At 66.5% G+C, this 16,377-nt stretch carries 17 protein-coding genes and 1 riboswitch; of the genes, 8 read left to right on the forward strand and 9 right to left on the reverse strand.

The window, feature by feature from the left end:
* Positions 1-23: 23 nt before the first annotated feature.
* Positions 24-1,295, reverse strand: a complete 1,272-nt coding sequence (locus ABIC65_RS19635; RefSeq protein WP_315382003.1) for an aspartate kinase — start codon at positions 1,293-1,295, stop codon at positions 24-26.
* 58 nt (positions 1,296-1,353) lie between these two features.
* Between ABIC65_RS19635 and ubiG the strand changes: the two genes are divergently transcribed.
* On the forward strand, positions 1,354-2,085 hold the full coding sequence (gene ubiG, locus ABIC65_RS19640; protein ID WP_354310964.1) for a bifunctional 2-polyprenyl-6-hydroxyphenol methylase/3-demethylubiquinol 3-O-methyltransferase UbiG: 732 nt from the start codon (positions 1,354-1,356) through the stop codon (positions 2,083-2,085).
* A gap of 20 nt (positions 2,086-2,105) precedes the next feature.
* Here the strand turns inward: ubiG and ABIC65_RS19645 are convergent, their stop codons facing one another.
* Positions 2,106-2,654: a hypothetical protein gene (locus ABIC65_RS19645; RefSeq protein ID WP_354310965.1), complete on the reverse strand. Its 549-nt coding sequence runs from the start codon at positions 2,652-2,654 to the stop codon at positions 2,106-2,108.
* 107 nt (positions 2,655-2,761) lie between these two features.
* Here ABIC65_RS19645 and ung point away from each other — a divergent pair, with 107 nt between their 5' ends.
* The 4 genes from ung to ABIC65_RS19665 are packed head-to-tail and all read left to right on the forward strand — an operon-like array spanning position 2,762 to position 4,233.
* The gene (gene ung, locus ABIC65_RS19650) at positions 2,762-3,463 is read left to right on the forward strand and encodes a uracil-DNA glycosylase (RefSeq protein ID WP_354310967.1); all 702 of its coding nucleotides are present in this window, start codon (positions 2,762-2,764) and stop codon (positions 3,461-3,463) included.
* Between the two features lie 32 nt (positions 3,464-3,495).
* Positions 3,496-3,750 carry a type II toxin-antitoxin system Phd/YefM family antitoxin gene (locus ABIC65_RS19655; RefSeq protein WP_354310969.1) on the forward strand — a complete coding sequence of 85 codons (255 nt, stop codon included), beginning with the start codon at positions 3,496-3,498 and terminating at the stop codon, positions 3,748-3,750.
* Positions 3,747-4,013, forward strand: a complete 267-nt coding sequence (locus tag ABIC65_RS19660; RefSeq protein ID WP_354310970.1) for a Txe/YoeB family addiction module toxin — start codon at positions 3,747-3,749, stop codon at positions 4,011-4,013. Before ABIC65_RS19655 ends, ABIC65_RS19660 begins: the two co-directional genes overlap by 4 nt.
* A 7-nt stretch (positions 4,014-4,020) precedes the next feature.
* Complete coding sequence (locus ABIC65_RS19665; protein ID WP_354310971.1) at positions 4,021-4,233, forward strand: type II toxin-antitoxin system RelE family toxin; 213 nt, start codon at positions 4,021-4,023, stop codon at positions 4,231-4,233.
* Positions 4,234-4,242: 9 nt separating this feature from the next.
* Here ABIC65_RS19665 and ABIC65_RS19670 read toward each other — a convergent pair whose 3' ends face one another.
* From ABIC65_RS19670 to ABIC65_RS19695, 6 genes are all read right to left on the reverse strand, one after another.
* Positions 4,243-4,809 carry a DUF2199 domain-containing protein gene (locus ABIC65_RS19670; RefSeq protein WP_354310973.1) on the reverse strand — a complete coding sequence of 189 codons (567 nt, stop codon included), beginning with the start codon at positions 4,807-4,809 and terminating at the stop codon, positions 4,243-4,245.
* Positions 4,810-4,821: 12 nt separating this feature from the next.
* Entirely contained in the window at positions 4,822-6,699 is a 1,878-nt protein-coding gene (gene thiC, locus ABIC65_RS19675; RefSeq protein WP_354310975.1) for a phosphomethylpyrimidine synthase ThiC, read from the reverse strand.
* A gap of 45 nt (positions 6,700-6,744) precedes the next feature.
* A riboswitch (TPP riboswitch) is annotated at positions 6,745-6,855 on the reverse strand.
* Between the two features lie 69 nt (positions 6,856-6,924).
* The gene (locus tag ABIC65_RS19680; protein WP_354310977.1) at positions 6,925-7,632 is read right to left on the reverse strand and encodes a PEPxxWA-CTERM sorting domain-containing protein; all 708 of its coding nucleotides are present in this window, start codon (positions 7,630-7,632) and stop codon (positions 6,925-6,927) included.
* A 134-nt stretch (positions 7,633-7,766) separates the two neighbouring features.
* Positions 7,767-8,621, reverse strand: a complete 855-nt coding sequence (locus ABIC65_RS19685; RefSeq protein WP_354310978.1) for a MipA/OmpV family protein — start codon at positions 8,619-8,621, stop codon at positions 7,767-7,769.
* A 177-nt stretch (positions 8,622-8,798) separates the two neighbouring features.
* Complete coding sequence (locus ABIC65_RS19690) at positions 8,799-9,167, reverse strand: DUF2141 domain-containing protein (RefSeq protein WP_354310979.1); 369 nt, start codon at positions 9,165-9,167, stop codon at positions 8,799-8,801.
* Positions 9,148-9,945: a sterol desaturase family protein gene (locus ABIC65_RS19695; RefSeq protein ID WP_354310981.1), complete on the reverse strand. Its 798-nt coding sequence runs from the start codon at positions 9,943-9,945 to the stop codon at positions 9,148-9,150. Before ABIC65_RS19695 ends, ABIC65_RS19690 begins: the two co-directional genes overlap by 20 nt.
* 190 nt (positions 9,946-10,135) lie before the next feature.
* Here ABIC65_RS19695 and ABIC65_RS19700 point away from each other — a divergent pair, with 190 nt between their 5' ends.
* The gene (locus ABIC65_RS19700; RefSeq protein WP_354310983.1) at positions 10,136-12,601 is read left to right on the forward strand and encodes a TonB-dependent receptor domain-containing protein; all 2,466 of its coding nucleotides are present in this window, start codon (positions 10,136-10,138) and stop codon (positions 12,599-12,601) included.
* Positions 12,602-12,643: 42 nt separating this feature from the next.
* On the opposite strand, the gene ABIC65_RS19705 is transcribed toward ABIC65_RS19700, so the two are convergent.
* The gene (locus tag ABIC65_RS19705; protein ID WP_354310985.1) at positions 12,644-13,438 is read right to left on the reverse strand and encodes a PEPxxWA-CTERM sorting domain-containing protein; all 795 of its coding nucleotides are present in this window, start codon (positions 13,436-13,438) and stop codon (positions 12,644-12,646) included.
* 198 nt (positions 13,439-13,636) lie between these two features.
* On the opposite strand from ABIC65_RS19705, the gene crtY reads away from it, so the two are divergent.
* Positions 13,637-14,794: a lycopene beta-cyclase CrtY gene (gene crtY, locus ABIC65_RS19710; RefSeq protein ID WP_354310986.1), complete on the forward strand. Its 1,158-nt coding sequence runs from the start codon at positions 13,637-13,639 to the stop codon at positions 14,792-14,794.
* A complete protein-coding gene (locus tag ABIC65_RS19715) occupies positions 14,794-16,275 on the forward strand; it encodes a phytoene desaturase (RefSeq protein WP_354310988.1) in 1,482 nt (493 codons plus the stop codon). Before crtY ends, ABIC65_RS19715 begins: the two co-directional genes overlap by 1 nt.
* Positions 16,276-16,377 lie beyond the last annotated feature (102 nt).

The following is a 16,377-nucleotide window of genomic DNA, read 5'->3' on the forward strand; positions in this document are numbered from 1 at the left end:
CCGGCCACGCCCCCGCGCGGGGATCAGGCGGCGACGTCGTCCGCGTCGAGGCCATAGGCGGTGTGCAGCACGCGCACCGCCAGCTCGGTGTAATCCTCTTCGATCAGCACCGAGACCTTGATCTCCGACGTCGTGATCGCCTGGATGTTGATGCCGCGCGCGCCCAGCGTCTGGAACATCGTCGCGGCAACACCCGCATGGCTGCGCATACCGACGCCGACCACCGAGACCTTGGCGACGCGCGTGTCGTGGCTGATGCCGGTGAAGCCGATCGCTTCCTTCTGCTGCGCCAGGATCTCCAGCGAGCGGGCGAGGTCCGCCGCCGGCACCGTGAAGGTCACGTCGGTCGCACTCGCGCTGCCGGCGCTCTGGTGCGCGATGTTCTGGATGATCATGTCGACATTGATGCTGGCATCGGCGAGCGGGGTGAAGATCGATGCCACCGCGCCCGGCTTGTCCGGCACCGCGGTCAGGGTGATCTTGGCCTCGTTCTTGTCGTGCGCGATGCCGGTGATGAGCTGGCGTTCCACGTCCTGAATCTCCTCTTCGCCCACGATCATCGTCCCGGGCAATGTATCTGCCATCGGCGCGTCGTCGCCCGTGAAGGACGAGAGCACCTGCACGCGAACCCCTTCCTTCATCGCCAGGCCGACCGAACGGGTCTGGAGCACCTTGGCGCCGACGCTGGCGAGTTCGAGCATTTCCTCATAGGTCACGCGTTTCAGCTTGCGCGCGCGGGGCACGATGCGCGGGTCGGTCGTGTAGACGCCGTCGACATCGGTGTAGATGTCGCAGCGATCGGCCTTCACCGCCGCCGCCACCGCCACCGCCGAGGTATCCGAGCCGCCACGGCCCAGCGTGGTGATCCGGCCCTCGTGCATACCCTGGAAGCCGGGGACCACCGCGACTTCGCCCGCGCCCATGCTGGCGAGCAGCGCATCGGTGCCGATGTCCTCGATGCGGGCCTTGGCGAAGGCGTCCGAGGTCTGCACCGGCAGCTGCCAGCCGAGCCAGGAGCGCGCCGGCACGCCGATCGCCTGCAGCGCGATCGCCAGCAGGCCGCTGGTGATCTGCTCGCCGGCGGAGACGACGACGTCATATTCCTTGGGATCGTAGAGCGACGAGGCCTCGCGGCAGAAGCCGACCAGCCGATCGGTCTCGCCCGCCATCGCCGAGACGACGACGGCGACCTGGTTGCCCGCCTCCCATTCGCGTTTGACGCGGGCGGCGACGCTGCGGATACGCTCGATCCCGGCCATCGATGTGCCGCCGAACTTCATTACGATACGCGCCATGGCTGGTTGCTTGTTTCCTGGCCTTGGGAGAGATGGGCGTGCCTGATAGGAGCCAGCGATGCCGAACGCAACAATAGCTACAATTGACCCCCGTGAAGCGGAACATTTCGGTCGTCTGGCCGCCGATTGGTGGAATCCAAAGGGTTCTTCGGCCATGCTCCACAGACTGAATCCTGCGCGGCTGGGCTATATCCGCCACGCGATCGACGCGCATTGGGCGGGCGATTCGGCCGATTTCATGCCGCTGACCGGCAAGACCGCGATCGACGTCGGCTGCGGCGCCGGGCTGCTGTGCGAGCCGCTCGCCCGGCTCGGCGCGCGAGTGACGGGTGTGGACGCGGCGGGCGAGAATATCGGCGCCGCGCGCGCGCATGCCGAGATGTCCGGGCTGCCGATCGACTATGTCCATGGCGGCATCGAGGATCTGGCGGGCCGCAGCTTCGATCTCGTCACCTCGATGGAAGTGATCGAGCATGTCAGCGATCCCGCCGCCTTCGTGCGCGGGCTGGCCGGCGCGCTCGCCGAGGGCGGGCTGATGGTGCTGTCGACGCCCAACCGCACCCCGCTCTCTCGCCTCGCGATGATCACGCTGGCCGAGGGCACCGGCGCCATCCCCAAGGGCACCCACGACTGGAGCCGCTTCCTCAAGCCCGAGGAACTGGAGGCGCTGCTGGCCGATGCCGGCATGAAGGTGATCGACCGCCAGGGCCTGACCTTCTCGCCCACCCGCGGCTTCGTGGTGAACGAACACGACGCGCTCAACTATCTGGTCACCGCGGTGCGGGCCTGAGCGACGGACGACGGCACCGCTTATCTGGCGAGATCGAGCAGCAGCACGGGCCCGATATCGAGCACCTGCTTGGCGGTCGCGAGGTGGAGCGAGACGGAAATCTCGCCCACCGCATAGTCGCGATCGGCGGTGCCGACGACATGGACCATCTTCCAGTCGCTGCCCACTTCGCCCTCGCCCTTGAACACCGTAGTGTAGGGCTCCTTGGCAAGGCCGACCTGGATGGTGGAAATCCGGGCGCTGCTCGCACCCTCCGGCAGCTTTTCCGCGCGCGCCCAGACCACGATCACCAGCTTGTCGCCCTTCTTCACCGGCTGATTGATCGCCGAGATCAGGCCGACGCTCCACGGCTGGTCCGATGCCGCGGCGATCGGCACGCGGAGCGCCCGGCCGCCCTGGACGTTCTTGTCCTTCACCACGGCAGGCTTGGCGGCGAGGCCATAGACGGTGAACGTCTCCGGCGTCGGCGCGTTGATGATCTGCTTGGAAATATCGGGCTGCGCCTGCGCGAACGCGGGCAGCGCGACGGCAGACAGACACAGCGCAACCATGCACGGCCATGCTTTCATGGCACCCCTCCTCTTTTTGTTTTCGTTACGCGGCAGGCTATCGCTGGCGTCAACGCTGTCAATAGCCGACAATTGACAGCCCTGCCCCGGGGCCGGACAGAGGGCCCATGTCGACGATCAAGCTGCACCCGAGCTGGCTGGCCCCGCTCGAGGAGGAATTCGCCCAGCCCTATATGGCCTCGCTCCGCGACTATCTTCGCGCCGAGAAGGCGGCGGGGAAGCGCATCTTCCCGGCAGGCAGCAACTGGTTCCGCGCGCTCGACCTGACCCCGCTGGAGCAGGTGCGCGTCGTGATCCTCGGGCAGGATCCGTACCATGGCGAGGGTCAGGCGCACGGCCTGTGCTTCTCGGTGCAGCCCGGCGTGCGCACGCCGCCGAGCCTGGTCAACATCTACAAGGAGATGGAGACCGACCTCGGCATCCCGCGCGCGCAGCACGGCTTCCTTGAGCATTGGGCGAAGCAGGGCGTGCTGCTGCTCAACGCAGTGCTGACCGTGGAAATGGGCCGCGCCGCCGCCCACCAGGGCCGCGGCTGGGAGCGCTTTACCGACGCGGTGATCCGGCTGGTCAACGCGAAGACGGAGCCGGTGGTGTTCCTGCTCTGGGGCAGCCACGCGCAGAAAAAGGCGGCGTTCGTCGACTCGATCGACAAGGGCGGGCGCCATCTGGTCCTCAAGGCCCCCCACCCCTCGCCGCTTTCGGCGCATTCGGGGTTTTTCGGCAGCCGGCATTTCAGCAAGGCAAACGCGTTTCTCGAGAGCGTAGGGCAGAAGCCGATCGATTGGGCGTTGCCGCCGCTGCTAGATTGAAGTTTTGTACAGATTGATGTACAAGACCCGTCATGCAGACCCTGACCGTCTCGGAAACCCGCGCCAATCTGAAGGCCGTGCTCGACCGCGTCGTCGCCGACAAGGCGCCGATCCAGATCGTGCGCCCCAAGGGCGAAGGCGTGGTGCTGGTCTCCGAAAGCGAGTGGGAGGGGATGCTGGAGACGATGCATCTGCTGTCATCGCCGGAGAATGCGCGGCGGCTCATGGAGCGCATCGCACGGTTCGATGCCGGTGAAGGCGAGGAGCACGAGCTGATCCAGCCGTGAAAGTCGCGTTCGATCGCGATGCCTGGGCGGAATATGTCGAGTGGCAGCGCGAAGACCCAAAGCTCTCCGAGCGCATCAACGCGCTGATCGAGGAATGCCGGCGCCATCCGTTCACCGGCACCGGCAAGCCCGAACCGCTGCGGCGCAATCTCGCCGGCTGGTGGTCGCGCCGGATCAGCGGCGAGCACCGGCTAGTCTACCGGGTGAGCGGATCGGGCGACACGCAGGCGCTGGAAGTGCTTAGCTGCCGGTACCATTATTGAGGGACCGGTGCGCAAGCTCGGCAAGCAGGAGGCCGGGCGCATCGTCCAGACGCTGGAAGAGCGGATCGCGACACTGGAAGATCCCCGATTGCCCGGCGCCTCGCTGACCGGCTATTGGCGGTGGCGAATCGGCAACTATCGCGTGATCGCGCGGATCGAGGATGGGCGGGTGGTCATCCTCGTTGTGCGTGTCGGCCACCGCCGCGAGGTGTATCGGTAGCGGTCAGCCTCACGGGCCATGGCCATAGTGGTTTAACAGACCCAGCATCTCTTCGGGAGACATGCCTTCTTGCTGACGAGCAGCCAGAGGCTCGTCATCCTCGGCAACCCACAACAAAGGGCGTTGGCGACCGGTGCGTAATTGCACCCAAACTCCTATCGGCGCATCGCCGACATAGTCGAGCAACTGGTTGCAGAGCCAGCCTGTCCACTGCTCGCCTTCAGGGTAATCGCCCGCGTCAAAGCCCTCGACATATCTTTCGAAATTGGTGCGCGACAGCGTGGACCAACACCCGAAGCCAAAAGGCTGCTCCAACCCCTGCACCGGAATCTCCAGCACTGCCCGCACGAAGAAATAATGTCCGCCGAGAACGCAAAAGTCCTCGGACAGGAAGTCGCCCTCGAGGCGGAGCGCGCTGTTGGGTTCGTACACGGTCTCGTGCGGCCAGGGGTCTGGCGCCCGGGCAGCCAGATCAAACGGCCATCCATGCTCGACATCACAGGTAGCGCACTGCCACCGACCGGCTCGAAGTCGGTCGATGGCAGTGGGGTTCTTGCGCTTGCCGAAGCCGAACACGCGCCAGTCGGATCAATCGTGCTCGCGATCACCCGCGCCCATGTAGAGCTCGCTGCCGGTTTCGCGGAACACCTTGCTCATCTCGGCCATGCCCGCCTCGGCGTCGGCAGGCGCGGCCGCCGGCGTCGCCGCGAGGAAGCTGTCCGCCGCCTGGTTCTGCTTCGCCGCGAAGTCGCGCACTTCCTGCGTGATCTTCATCGAGCAGAATTTCGGGCCGCACATCGAGCAGAAATGCGCGGTCTTCGCACCTTCGGCCGGCAGCGTCTGGTCGTGATACTGCTCGGCGGTGTCCGGATCGAGCGACAGGTTGAACTGGTCGCGCCAGCGGAACTCGAAGCGCGCGCGGCTCAGCGCATCGTCGCGCACCTTCGCCGCCGGATGGCCCTTGGCGAGATCCGCCGCGTGCGCCGCCAGCTTGTAGGTGACCACGCCCACCTTCACGTCGTCGCGGTCGGGAAGGCCCAGATGCTCCTTCGGCGTGACGTAGCAGAGCATCGCCGTGCCGTACCAGCCGATCATCGCCGCACCGATGCCGCTGGTGATATGGTCATAGCCCGGCGCGATGTCGGTGGTCAGCGGCCCGAGCGTGTAGAAGGGCGCCTCGCCGCACGCTTCGAGCTGCTTTTCCATGTTCTGCTTGATCTTGTGCATCGGCACATGGCCGGGGCCCTCGATCATCACCTGCACGTCCTGCTCCCAGGCGCGCTTGGTCAGCTCGCCCAGCGTGTAAAGCTCGGCGAACTGCGCCTCGTCATTGGCGTCGGCGATCGAGCCGGGGCGGAGACCGTCGCCCAGCGAATAGGCGATGTCATAGGCCTTCATGATCTCGGTGATCTCGTCGAACCGCTCGTAGAGGAAGGATTCGCGGTGATGCGCGAGGCACCACTTGGCCATGATCGAGCCGCCGCGCGAGACGATGCCGGTGACGCGCTTGGCGGTCATCGGGATGTACGGCAGCCGCACGCCGGCATGGATGGTGAAATAGTCGACGCCCTGCTCGGCCTGCTCGATCAGCGTGTCGCGGAAGATCTCCCAGGTCAGCTCCTCGGCGATGCCGCCGACCTTCTCCAGCGCCTGGTAGATCGGCACGGTGCCGATCGGCACGGGCGAGTTGCGCAGGATCCACTCGCGGGTGTCGTGGATGTTGCGGCCGGTGGAGAGGTCCATCACCGTGTCCGCGCCCCAGCGGATCGACCAGACCATCTTGTCGACCTCGTTCGCCACGTCGCTGGCGACCGCCGAATTGCCGATATTGGCGTTGATCTTGACCAGGAAATTGCGACCGATCGCCATCGGCTCGCTTTCCGGGTGGTTGATGTTGTTCGGGATGATCGCCCGCCCGCGCGCGACCTCCTCGCGGACGAATTCGGGGGTCACGTAATCGGGGATCGCGGCGCCCCAGTCCTGCCCGTCGCGGACATATTCGGCGAGCCGTTCGCGGCCGAGATTCTCGCGCTCGGCGACATATTCCATCTCGGGCGTGATGATGCCGCGCTTGGCATAGTGCATCTGGGACACGTTCATGCCCGGCTTGGCGCGCAGCGGGCGCTGCACCACGTTCGGGAACTGCGGCACGCCGGCCGAGCGGTCCGGGCCCTTCAGGCCGTTGTCCTCGGGCTTCACCTGGCGGCCGTCATAGGCCTCGACGTCGCCGCGGCCGAGGATCCAGTCGCGGCGAATCGCCGGCAGGCCGGCCATGATGTCGATGCGGGCATCGGGATCGGTGTAGGGGCCCGAGGTGTCGTAGACGCGCACCGGCGCCTCGCCGCTGCCGGGCTCGAGATGGATCTCGCGCATCGCGACGCGGTGCTTGCCGACATGGATCTTGCGGCTGCCGCGGATCGGGCCGGTGGTGACGCCGATTTCGGTCTTGGCGGGAATGTCGGCCATGCTCGTCTACTCCTTGGGCGGTACGCGGGGAGCAGACGGACCTCGGGGAACAAGACCCTCCCTCCCTACGCCGGTGTCAACCGGATCAGGTTCAGCGGGTCGAAGGCTGCGGCCTTCCTCTCAACCGCTGCGCCAGCGGTCCCCCGGGGAATGGTTCGTCGTGTACAGGCATGCGGCGCGCCCGGCAATCCCGGCGCGCCGCCATCCTACCAAGGGTTAGGAAGATCAGGCGAAGCGCACGGCCGTCCGCGCGCGGCGGCGGCGCAGCGCGCCCCCGGCCAGGCCGAAACCGCCGATCAGCATCGCCCATGCAGCCGGCTCCGGCACGCCCGCGCCGGCAGTGGCGCCGGGGCTGAAATCGGCCTTGAACTGTACGTCGCCCAAGGCGCCGTGCGTGTCGTCCCACTGTGCTCCTGCGATCGCGTCGAGGCTGCTGCCGGCATTGGTGTAGACGAAGTCGCCGCCCGCATAGGCATTGCTGCCGAAGCTGCCCGCGGTGGGCATCCAGCTCATCTCGCCGCCCTGCGGCTGGCCCAGCCCCGCGGTGGTGAGGAAGGCGACATAGCGCTGGCCCGCGCGCAGATCGAGCGCGCCGATATCGAAGCGCAGCGCCTCGAAGGCGTCGCCCGCGGTGCCGTCGAAGCTGCGCGCGTCGCTCGCGTACAGTGCCGCACCGAGCGGACCCGAGTTCCCCCAGGCATAGACAAAGGCGCGCACCCTGGCCGCGCCGCCGCCGAGATAAAAGGTGAAGCCGTTCAGCGCATTGTCGCTGCCGACGGTGAAGGTCTGTCCATAGGTCGGCGTGTAGCGCGCGCCGAAATAATCGATCTTCGACGCATAGCTACCACTGGTATCGATGCCGGACGCCGCGGCTGGCGCCGCAATCGTCGCGCCCAGCACGCCCAAGCCGCCAATGAGTGCCGCAAGTTTCATACACCTCCCCCTGATGTTGCCCCGAGACCGCATAGAACGCGAGTCTCGGAAGGTCAGGCTACCTCCCAAGACTCGCCGCGGCAATTTGTAAGTAGTTAAAAACTCGGCCGTTCGTCGCAATTATCGGACAACGCTCAGAAGGTATAGGCAAGCCCCAGCGCGCCGAACCACTGGTTGCGAGAGCCGGCGATGCGGACCACCGGCGAGTCCGCCGCATCGTCAAGCATCCGCCGATAGGCAACACCGCCGACCATCGACAGACCACGGGTGAGGTCGCCGGTGAGCGCGACAGTGCCCATCGCACCGAGCGTCCAGTCCTTCCAGCCCTTGCGGGCGTAATAGACCGGCAGGCCACTGCGCGCGCTGCCGCCCGGCGTCACGCCGAAATAGGTCTGGGCATAGCCGTTGCCCATGTAATTGGCCGACGCATTCAGCAGCACATAGCTCTTGCGGCTGAGCGGCGTGCCGTAGCTGACCAACGGGGACATCACATAGCTCTTGTGTACGCTGCCGACGTCGTGGACGTAGGAGAAGCTGGCGGTCAGCTTGTCATAGTCGCTGGTGATCAGCCCCTGCTTGCCGATGCCGACGAAACCGCCTGCCTCGATCGCGGTATCCACCTTGCCAAGGGCTGCAACCTGCCGGTCGTCGATCCGCGAGGTGCGGTTGAGGTTGACGTTGACCACCGGGCCGGCCTGGAAATCCCAGCCCGGGCCGTTGTTGTCGGCGATCACATCCGCCCAGGCGCGGCTGCCGAGCACGACGAAGTTGATGCCCGAGACACGACCGCGGACCAGCGGCACGGCGGTGACGACGTTCTTGTCCGAACCGTCATAGCTCGGCACCGTTGCCGCGCCTACGCCGAGCGTCACGGTGTCGCGGGTCAGGTCGGGCGGCGAGTCCGTACTCTGCTGGGCAAAGGCAGGTGCCGCCGCGAGCAGGGGGAGCGAGACGAGCGCGGCGCGCGTCGCGGGGCGCAGGAAAGGCATGCGGGTACTCCGGGGAACAGGATCGTGAGGATCAGAACCCGGGAAACGCCTGCACGCTCACGCAGTTCCTGGAGCGAGATGAGGTGATTTTGACCCACCGCGATTGGCCTGCGCCGTTCGTCGGCTAGGAGCATCGCGAAGCGGCGGGCCGATTTTGGCCCGTGGTGTCGTCTCGCTCTAGAGCAGGTAGCGCAGCTTCACTTCCTGCCGATCGCTGCCGGCCTCGAGCGGAAATTGCGCCGCGGAGAAACGCGGCGGGCCGAAGCCGATCACCGGGTTGCGCGAAAAGCCGAAGCCTTCGCGGGGGATGCCCATGAAGGTGTCGAGCTTGCCATTGCCGTTGGCGTCGTGGATCACCGCCACCGCATAGTCGCCGGGGGCGAGCCCGCTCAGGCGCAGCTTGCCTTCGGCGGCGGGAATGGTCCGCTTGATCGCGCCGTGCCCGTCGCGGCAATCGGGAAACTGGCTGGCGGCGGGGGCGATGCAGATCTGCAGCAGCCCGCGGGTCGAGCGCAGCTTGGTGAAATCAAGCTCCAGCGTCGCCAACGGCGCGGCGCTGGTCAGCAGCGGAAGAGCGACGAGCGCCCAGGCGCCGCGCCGCAGGGTCGAACCGGCCCAGCCCCTGGTCGGTCCCGCACAGCCGGTCCCAGAACCGGAAATATAGTCCATAGTTGCACCCATACCGCTCATGATGCCGCTGGTGATGGCTCGCCGTGATCAGCCACGCACCCAACGGCCCCCGCCACATCCAGGCCGGGAAGATTTCCCAGCCCATATGATTGGTGACCCCCATAACCGTCATGATCGTCAGGACCAAGCCGAGCGCGCCGACCTGAATGGGAATTACGAAGACCAGCAGCGGAATCACGATCGCGCCCGAAAGCGCCTCGCCCCAATGGAAGCTCATCGCCGCCCACGCGGTGGGCGGGCGGCTGGCATGGTGGACGGCGTGATAACGGCGGAACAGCGCGGGCACGTGCATCGCCCGGTGCGTCCAGTAGAACCAGGTATCGTGCAGGAACAGGTACAGGAACACCGACACCGGCACATACCAGAGCGGCAGCGCGTGGACATCGGCATAGATCCGCGTCCAGCCTTGCGCCTTCCACCCCCAGGCGACGATGCCGGCGGGAATGCCGTAGATCGCTGCCGAGGCGAGGCTCCAGCCGATCTCCATGCGGATCTGCCTGGCCTGGCCGGCATAGAGGCCGGGGTGGCGCAGCCGAGTCGCCAGCGCGAACCCCGCCGAGGCGGCGACGTAGCGCACGCCCACGATCACCGTCATGGCGATCGCGGAGGCGAGGATGGCAAGGGCAATGTCCATGTCTCCCGCTGCTACCCCGTCGCGCCGCCAGCGGCAATGCGGCGCAACCCCGATTGTTCGTCGGCGAAAACTGTTGCCGGTCTGTAACACTCGTAGTTTCACGCAGACGGTGCTCGCCAAAATGTAAATAAAGTTCGCGCCATACCACCGTGCCCAAAGAACAATATGCAATGGGTCGGGAGAGTTTGTCGTGAAACTGCGGTATCTGCTGCTCGCTTTCTGCTCGAGCGTCGTCGTTCATCCTGCACTCGCCCAGTCGACGGATGATGCGCCCAAGCCGGCGAAAGCCGCGCAAGTGCCTGAAAAGGAAGTCTTCTCGACCGGCGTCGCCAAGGGCCGCGACCGGCTGGACAGCGCGACGTCGACCAGCGCCTTCCGCGCCAGCGAGTTCGAGAAGCTCGGGCCGCGCCCCTTGGGCGACGTACTCCGCACCATGCCCGGCCTCCGCGTCGAGAGCGGCATCGGCGAGGGCAACGCCAACTATACCGTGCGCGGCTTGCCGCTCGCGGCGGGCGGCTCCAAATACATGCAGTTCCAGGAAGACGGGCTGCCGGTGCTGGAGTTCGGCGACATCTTCAACGTCGGCGTCGACGTGTTCATGCGCGCCGACTTCAACGTCGCGGCGATCGAGTCGATTCGCGGCGGCTCCGGCTCCACCTTCTCGTCCAACGCGCCCGGCGGGCTGATCAACCTGATCTCCAAGACCGGCGAGACGCGCGGCGGCGCCGTGCAGGCCACCGTCGGCCTCGACTATGGCGAAAAGCGCGTGGACATAAATTACGGCCAGCCGCTCGGCGATGGCTGGCGCTTCCATGTCGGCGGCTATTACCGCTCGGGCGAAGGCCCCCGCGACATCGGCTTCACCGGCTACAAGGGCGGCCAGATCCGCTTCAACGTCACCAAGCAGTTCGCGACCGGCTATGTACGCGTCAGCGGCAAGTGGCTGGACGACCGCTCGCCCACCTTCGCGCCCTATCCGATCAAGATCACCGGCACGAACGACAAGCCGGTGATCAGCAGCGCCGGCAATTTCGACATCCGCAAGGATTCGCTGCTTTCCCCGTTCATCGGCCCGGTGACGACGCTCGACGGCGACAACAAGCTCGCCCGCTACGACGTCGCCAACGGCATGCACGCCAAGAGCAAGACAATCGGCCTGGAGGCGCAGTTCGACGTCGCCGGGATCACGATCAGCGAGCGCGCGCGCTACTCCGCCAATTCGGGCGACTTCCTGCGCGTCTTCCCCTCCGCCGTCGGCCCGATTTCGACGATCGCCGCCTCGCAGGCGGGCGCCGGCGCGGTGGCGACCTATGCCAGCGGCCCCAACATCGGCAAGCTGGTGCCCGCCGATGCGAACGGCAACGGCCTGCTCTCGTTCAACTATATGGCGCAGACCCGCGCGCGTTCGCTCGACAACTTCACCAACGACATCCGCGCGACCAAGGTGTGGAAGCTCGGCCAGGGCGACCTGACCATGACCGGCGGTCTCTACAAGGCGAACCAGAAGCTCTATGCCCAGTGGCTCCACTCGGGCATCGACACCGACGTCGCCGGCAACGGCCAGACCGCGATGGTCGATATCACAAGTGCCGGCGGCGTCGCGCAGACCCAGAACGGCTATTACACCTTCAGCCGCAACGGCAGCAAATTCCGCCGCATCTTCGACGTGTCGTACGACATTCTCGCCCCCTATGGCTCGGTGAACTACCATGTCGGCAAGCTCTCGATCGGCGGCAGCGTCCGCTATGATCGCGGCCGCGTGCGCGGCTCGCTGATCGGTGCCGACCTGGGCGGCGGCCGGGTGGGCCTGATCAGCTACGACATCAACGGCAACGGCGTGATCTCCGCGCCGGAGAAGCGCGTCGCCTTCCTGCCGCTCGATACCCCTGCGCCGGTGAACTACAATTACGGCTATTGGAGCTATTCGAGCGGCATCAACTACCGCGTCGCGGAGCCCTTCTCGGTCTTCGCCCGCTACAGCCGCGGCGCCCGCGCCAATGCCGACAAGATCCTGTTCACCCCCGCGGTGAGCGCGATCGACGGCAGCGTTCCCAATGCAGCGGACAAATATGACCAGGTCCGACAGCTCGAAGGCGGGTTCAAGTTCCGTAAGGCGGGCGCGACGCTCAACGTCACCGCGTTCCGCGCCACTGCCGACGACCATAATGTTCTCAACGGCTCGGCCAACCAGACCATCCGCAGCTACCGCGCGACCGGCGTGGAGATGGAAGGCGGCTATCGCCGCGGCATCTTCAGCATTACCGCGGGCGCCACCTACACCACCGCCAAGATCACCAAGGATTTCCTCGATCCGACGCTGACCGGCAAGGAACCGCGCCACCAGCCCGCCTGGACGCTGGAAGCCACCCCGCAGATCGAGCTGCGCAACGTTACCTTCGGCACCAACGTGGTGACGATCACCAGCAGCTTTGCGCAGGACAGCAACCTGCTCAAGATGCCGGGCTTCACGGTGGTCAACGCCTTCCTGGTGGTGAAGCCGATCGATCGGGTGCGGGTGATGCTCAACGCCAGCAACCTGTTCGACAAGGCCGGCTTCTTCGAGTTCAACCAGAGCGAAGTGCCGGCGAACGGGATCGGCTGGGGCCGCTCGATCAACGGCCGCACCGTCTCGCTTTCGGCCAAGCTCGACTTCTGATCGCAGGCGGAGGCGCCGGTCCGTCCGGCGCCTCCGCTGTCTTCAGGCCAGCACTGCCTTCTTCGCCCGGCGGCGCAGCGCCGCGCCGGCGAAGCCGAAGCCACCGATCAGCATCGCCCAGGCGGCCGGCTCGGGCACCGCGCTCTGCGCCAGCGTCGCGGTGAGCGTCAGGTCGTCGATCGCCAGGCCATGGTCCGAGCCGCCGACGTCGCGATCGGTCCAGCGGATCGCGAAGCCGCCGCCATTGGCGATCAGCAGGTTGCCGATCGTCGCGCTGATTGCCGTGCGATTGCCCGCGGCATTGCCGTCGAGCGCGCTGCTCGCGCTGCCCGAGCCCGTGCCGTTCTTGATGCTGGCGAAATCGAGCGCGTTGAAGCTGGTCCAGCTGCCGTTCGACAGCGAGGTGGCATCAAGCGAATATTCGAAGCTGAGGCGATCGCTGCTCGCGGTGCCGAGGCGCCACTGCTCGCCGAAATAGCCGAGCGTGATCGATTCGATCGCGCCGCCCAGCGCGTTGGTGAAGAAGGCGCCGAACAGGATCGGCGTCGCGCTGCCCGAGGTGACGCTGCCCAGCGCCCGCTCGCTGCCGGTGCCGAAGGCATAGGCGGTGCCGGTATTGGCGTTGCTCGTCGCATAGGCGTCGTCCGAGCCGGCGGTGCTGCTGCCGCGCTCGTCGAGCTTCCAGCCGGTGGGCAGCGCCTTGCTGGTGCCGCTGGTTGCCAGCGTGTCGAAATTCTGGGTGTAGGTCTTGGTCGTCAGCGCGACCTGGGCCTGCGCGACGGGCGCGCCGAGCAGCGTGGCGGCGACCATCGTCGCGCCAAAAAGCTTCTTCTGCATTGCTTTGGTTCCCCTATTTCACAAACCGCCAGCGCGGTTCCCCGGCACTAGGGGCCAAGTGTGCAAGCCATGTGACGATAGTTAAAATAAAATGAACCACTTGGGTCTGCGCCGGGGCGCCCCCGGCCAGCGACCGTTTCGCGCCGCTTCCCCAATGCCGGGGTTCCCACACCCCCGGGCTTGGGCTAGGCGACGGCGATGCCTTCAACCATCAGTTGTGACGTCGCCATTGTCGGCGGCGGCCTTGCCGGCGGGCTTATCGCGCTGGCAATCCGGAAGAAGAAACCCGATTGCACCGTCCGGCTGATCGAAGGCTCGGCGCGGATCGGCGGCAATCACCTCTGGTCGTTCTTCGCGGACGATGTCGCGCCCGAGCATCGCTGGCTCTCGGCGCCGCTGATCGGCCATGGCTGGAACGGCTATGACGTCGCCTTTCCCGGCCATTTCCGCAGCCTGCCGTCGCGCTATTACTCGGTCGAGTCCGAGCATTTCGATCGCGTGGTGCGCGCCGAGCTGGGCGAGAAGAGCCTGCTGCTCGAACGCGAGGCGGCGGACATCACCCCCACCGCAGTCGCGCTGGCGGACGGCGACCTCGTCGAGGCCGAGGGCGTGATCGATTGCCGCGGCGTCGGCGATACCAGCGCGCTCCAGCTCGGCTGGCAGAAATTCCATGGCGCCGAACTGGTGCTGAGCGATCTGCACGACGTGACGCGGCCGGTGATCATGGATGCGACGGTGCCGCAGATCGACGGCTATCGCTTCGTCTATTGCCTGCCGTTCAGCCCGACCCGGATGTTCGTCGAGGACACCTATTACAGCGACACGCCGTCGATCGACGTGCTCGCCACCGGCGACCGGATCGAGGCCTATGCCGATGCCGCGGGCTGGCGGGTCGATCGCGTGCTGCGCGAGGAAGTGGGCAGCCTGCCGGTGGCGATGGGCGGCGACCATGCCGCCTATTGGGCCGCCGGCGGCCGCGGAATCGCCAAGGCGGGGATGAAGGCGGGCCTGTTTCATCCGATGACCGGCTATTCCTTCCCCGACGCGATCCGCACCGCCGCGCTGATCGCCGAGGCCCGCGACTATTCGGGCGAGGCGCTGCACCAAATGCTGTATGGCTATTCGCGCGCGCTATGGCGCAAGCGCGGCTTCTATCGCATGCTTGCCGCGATGTTGTTCAAGGCGGCCGAACCCGAGGAGCGCTATCGCGTGCTGGAACGATTTTACCGTCTGGATGCAGGATTGATCCAGCGCTTCTACGCCGCGCAATCGACCTTCGGCGATCGTGTCCGCGTGCTTTCGGGCAAGCCGCCGGTGCCGGTGGGCCGCGCGCTTTCCGCGATCTGGGGCCGCTGATGCGCCGCGCAGTCGTGATCGGCGCCGGGTTCGGCGGCCTCGCCCTAGCCATCCGCCTCCAGTCGGCGGGGGTCGACACCACCGTGATCGAAGCCCGCGACAAGCCGGGCGGCCGGGCCTATTATTGGGAGCGGGACGGCTTCACCTTCGACGGCGGCCCGACGGTGATCACCGATCCGGACGCGCTCAAGGAACTGTGGCGCCTGTCGGGCCACGACATTTCCGAGGACGTGAACCTCAAGCCGGTCACGCCCTTCTACCGCCTGTCCTGGCCCGACGGGACGACCTTCGACTATACCAACGACGACGCCGTTTTGGCGGGCGAGATCGCCAAGCTCGATGCCAGCGACATCGCCGGCTATCGCAAGTTCCTGGAATATTCCGAGCGGGTGTATCAGGAAGGCTATGTGAAGCTGGGCGCCAAGGCGTTCCTCGACTTCAAGTCGATGCTCAAGGCGGCACCGGCGCTGCTGCAGAACCAGGCCTGGCGCTCGGTCTATTCGGTCGTCGCCGGCTATGTGAAGAACGAGAAGCTGCGCGAGGCGCTGTCGTTTCACACGCTGCTCGTCGGCGGCAACCCGATGGCGACCAGCAGCATCTACGCGCTGATCCACAAGCTGGAGCGCGACGGTGGGGTGTGGTGGGCCGAGGGCGGCACCAACCGGCTGATCGCGGGCATGATCACGCATTTCGAGCGGCTGGGCGGCACGGTGCGGATCGGCGATCCGGTCGACGAGATCCTGACGCTGGGCGACCGCGTCGTCGGGGTACGCACGCACAGCGGCTTCGAGGTCGAGGCCGATGCGGTGGCGAGCAACGCGGACATCGTCCACAGCTACCGCGACCTGCTGCGCAACTCGCGAAGCGCGCGGCGGACGGCCAACCGGCTGGTCAACAAGCGCTTCTCGCCCTCGCTATTCGTGGTGCATTTCGGGCTGCGCGGCACCTTCCCCGACATCCCGCACCACATGATCCTTTTCGGCCCGCGCTATAAGGGGCTGCTCGACGACATCTACACCCACGGCGTGGTGAGCGAAGACTTCTCGCTCTACCTCCACCACCCGAGCGCCTCGGACCCGAGCATGGCGCCCGAGGGCCATTCGACCTTCTACGCGCTGGCGCCGGTGCCGCATCTCGGCAAGTTCCCGGCGGACTGGAACGAGGTGGGCCCGATCCTCGAATCGCGGATCCTGGCGGAGGTGCAGCGCCGGCTGATCCCCGATCTGGCCGAGCGGATCGTCACCAAGTTCCACTATGCGCCGACCGACTTCCGCGACGATCTCGCCGCGCACCACGGCTCGGGCTTCAGCCTCGAGCCGATCCTGACGCAGAGCGCCTGGTTCCGCGTGCACAACCGCGACGACGCGATCTCCAACCTGTATTTCGTCGGCGCGGGTACGCACCCCGGCGCGGGCATTCCGGGCGTGGTCGGGAGTGCCAAGGCCACCGCCGAGCTGATGCTGGGCGAGATCGGGGCGTAGGGGAAACGAGGGATCCTCCGGACTCAAGCCCCTCCCCTTCAGGGGAGGGGTTGGGGTGGGGCCGTGTCTCACCGAGACCAACTTTTGGTCTGGCATCCCTCC

The organism is Sphingomonas trueperi (genome assembly GCF_040545665.1).
In the GTDB taxonomy this organism is placed as follows: domain Bacteria; phylum Pseudomonadota; class Alphaproteobacteria; order Sphingomonadales; family Sphingomonadaceae; genus Sphingomonas; species Sphingomonas trueperi_B.

Coding starts and splice junctions, on each gene's coding strand:
- ubiG (WP_354310964.1), top strand. CDS start 1,354: ATGCCGAACGCAACAATAGCTACAATTGACCCCCGTGAAGCGGAACAT.
- thiC (WP_354310975.1), bottom strand. CDS start 6,699: ATGGCCGACATTCCCGCCAAGACCGAAATCGGCGTCACCACCGGCCCG.
- ABIC65_RS19695 (WP_354310981.1), bottom strand. CDS start 9,945: ATGGACATTGCCCTTGCCATCCTCGCCTCCGCGATCGCCATGACGGTG.
- ABIC65_RS19680 (WP_354310977.1), bottom strand. CDS start 7,632: ATGAAACTTGCGGCACTCATTGGCGGCTTGGGCGTGCTGGGCGCGACG.
- ABIC65_RS19635 (WP_315382003.1), bottom strand. CDS start 1,295: ATGGCGCGTATCGTAATGAAGTTCGGCGGCACATCGATGGCCGGGATC.
- ABIC65_RS19655 (WP_354310969.1), top strand. CDS start 3,496: ATGCAGACCCTGACCGTCTCGGAAACCCGCGCCAATCTGAAGGCCGTG.
- ABIC65_RS19645 (WP_354310965.1), bottom strand. CDS start 2,654: ATGAAAGCATGGCCGTGCATGGTTGCGCTGTGTCTGTCTGCCGTCGCG.
- ung (WP_354310967.1), top strand. CDS start 2,762: ATGTCGACGATCAAGCTGCACCCGAGCTGGCTGGCCCCGCTCGAGGAG.
- ABIC65_RS19705 (WP_354310985.1), bottom strand. CDS start 13,438: ATGCAGAAGAAGCTTTTTGGCGCGACGATGGTCGCCGCCACGCTGCTC.
- crtY (WP_354310986.1), top strand. CDS start 13,637: ATGCCTTCAACCATCAGTTGTGACGTCGCCATTGTCGGCGGCGGCCTT.
- ABIC65_RS19715 (WP_354310988.1), top strand. CDS start 14,794: ATGCGCCGCGCAGTCGTGATCGGCGCCGGGTTCGGCGGCCTCGCCCTA.
- ABIC65_RS19685 (WP_354310978.1), bottom strand. CDS start 8,621: ATGCCTTTCCTGCGCCCCGCGACGCGCGCCGCGCTCGTCTCGCTCCCC.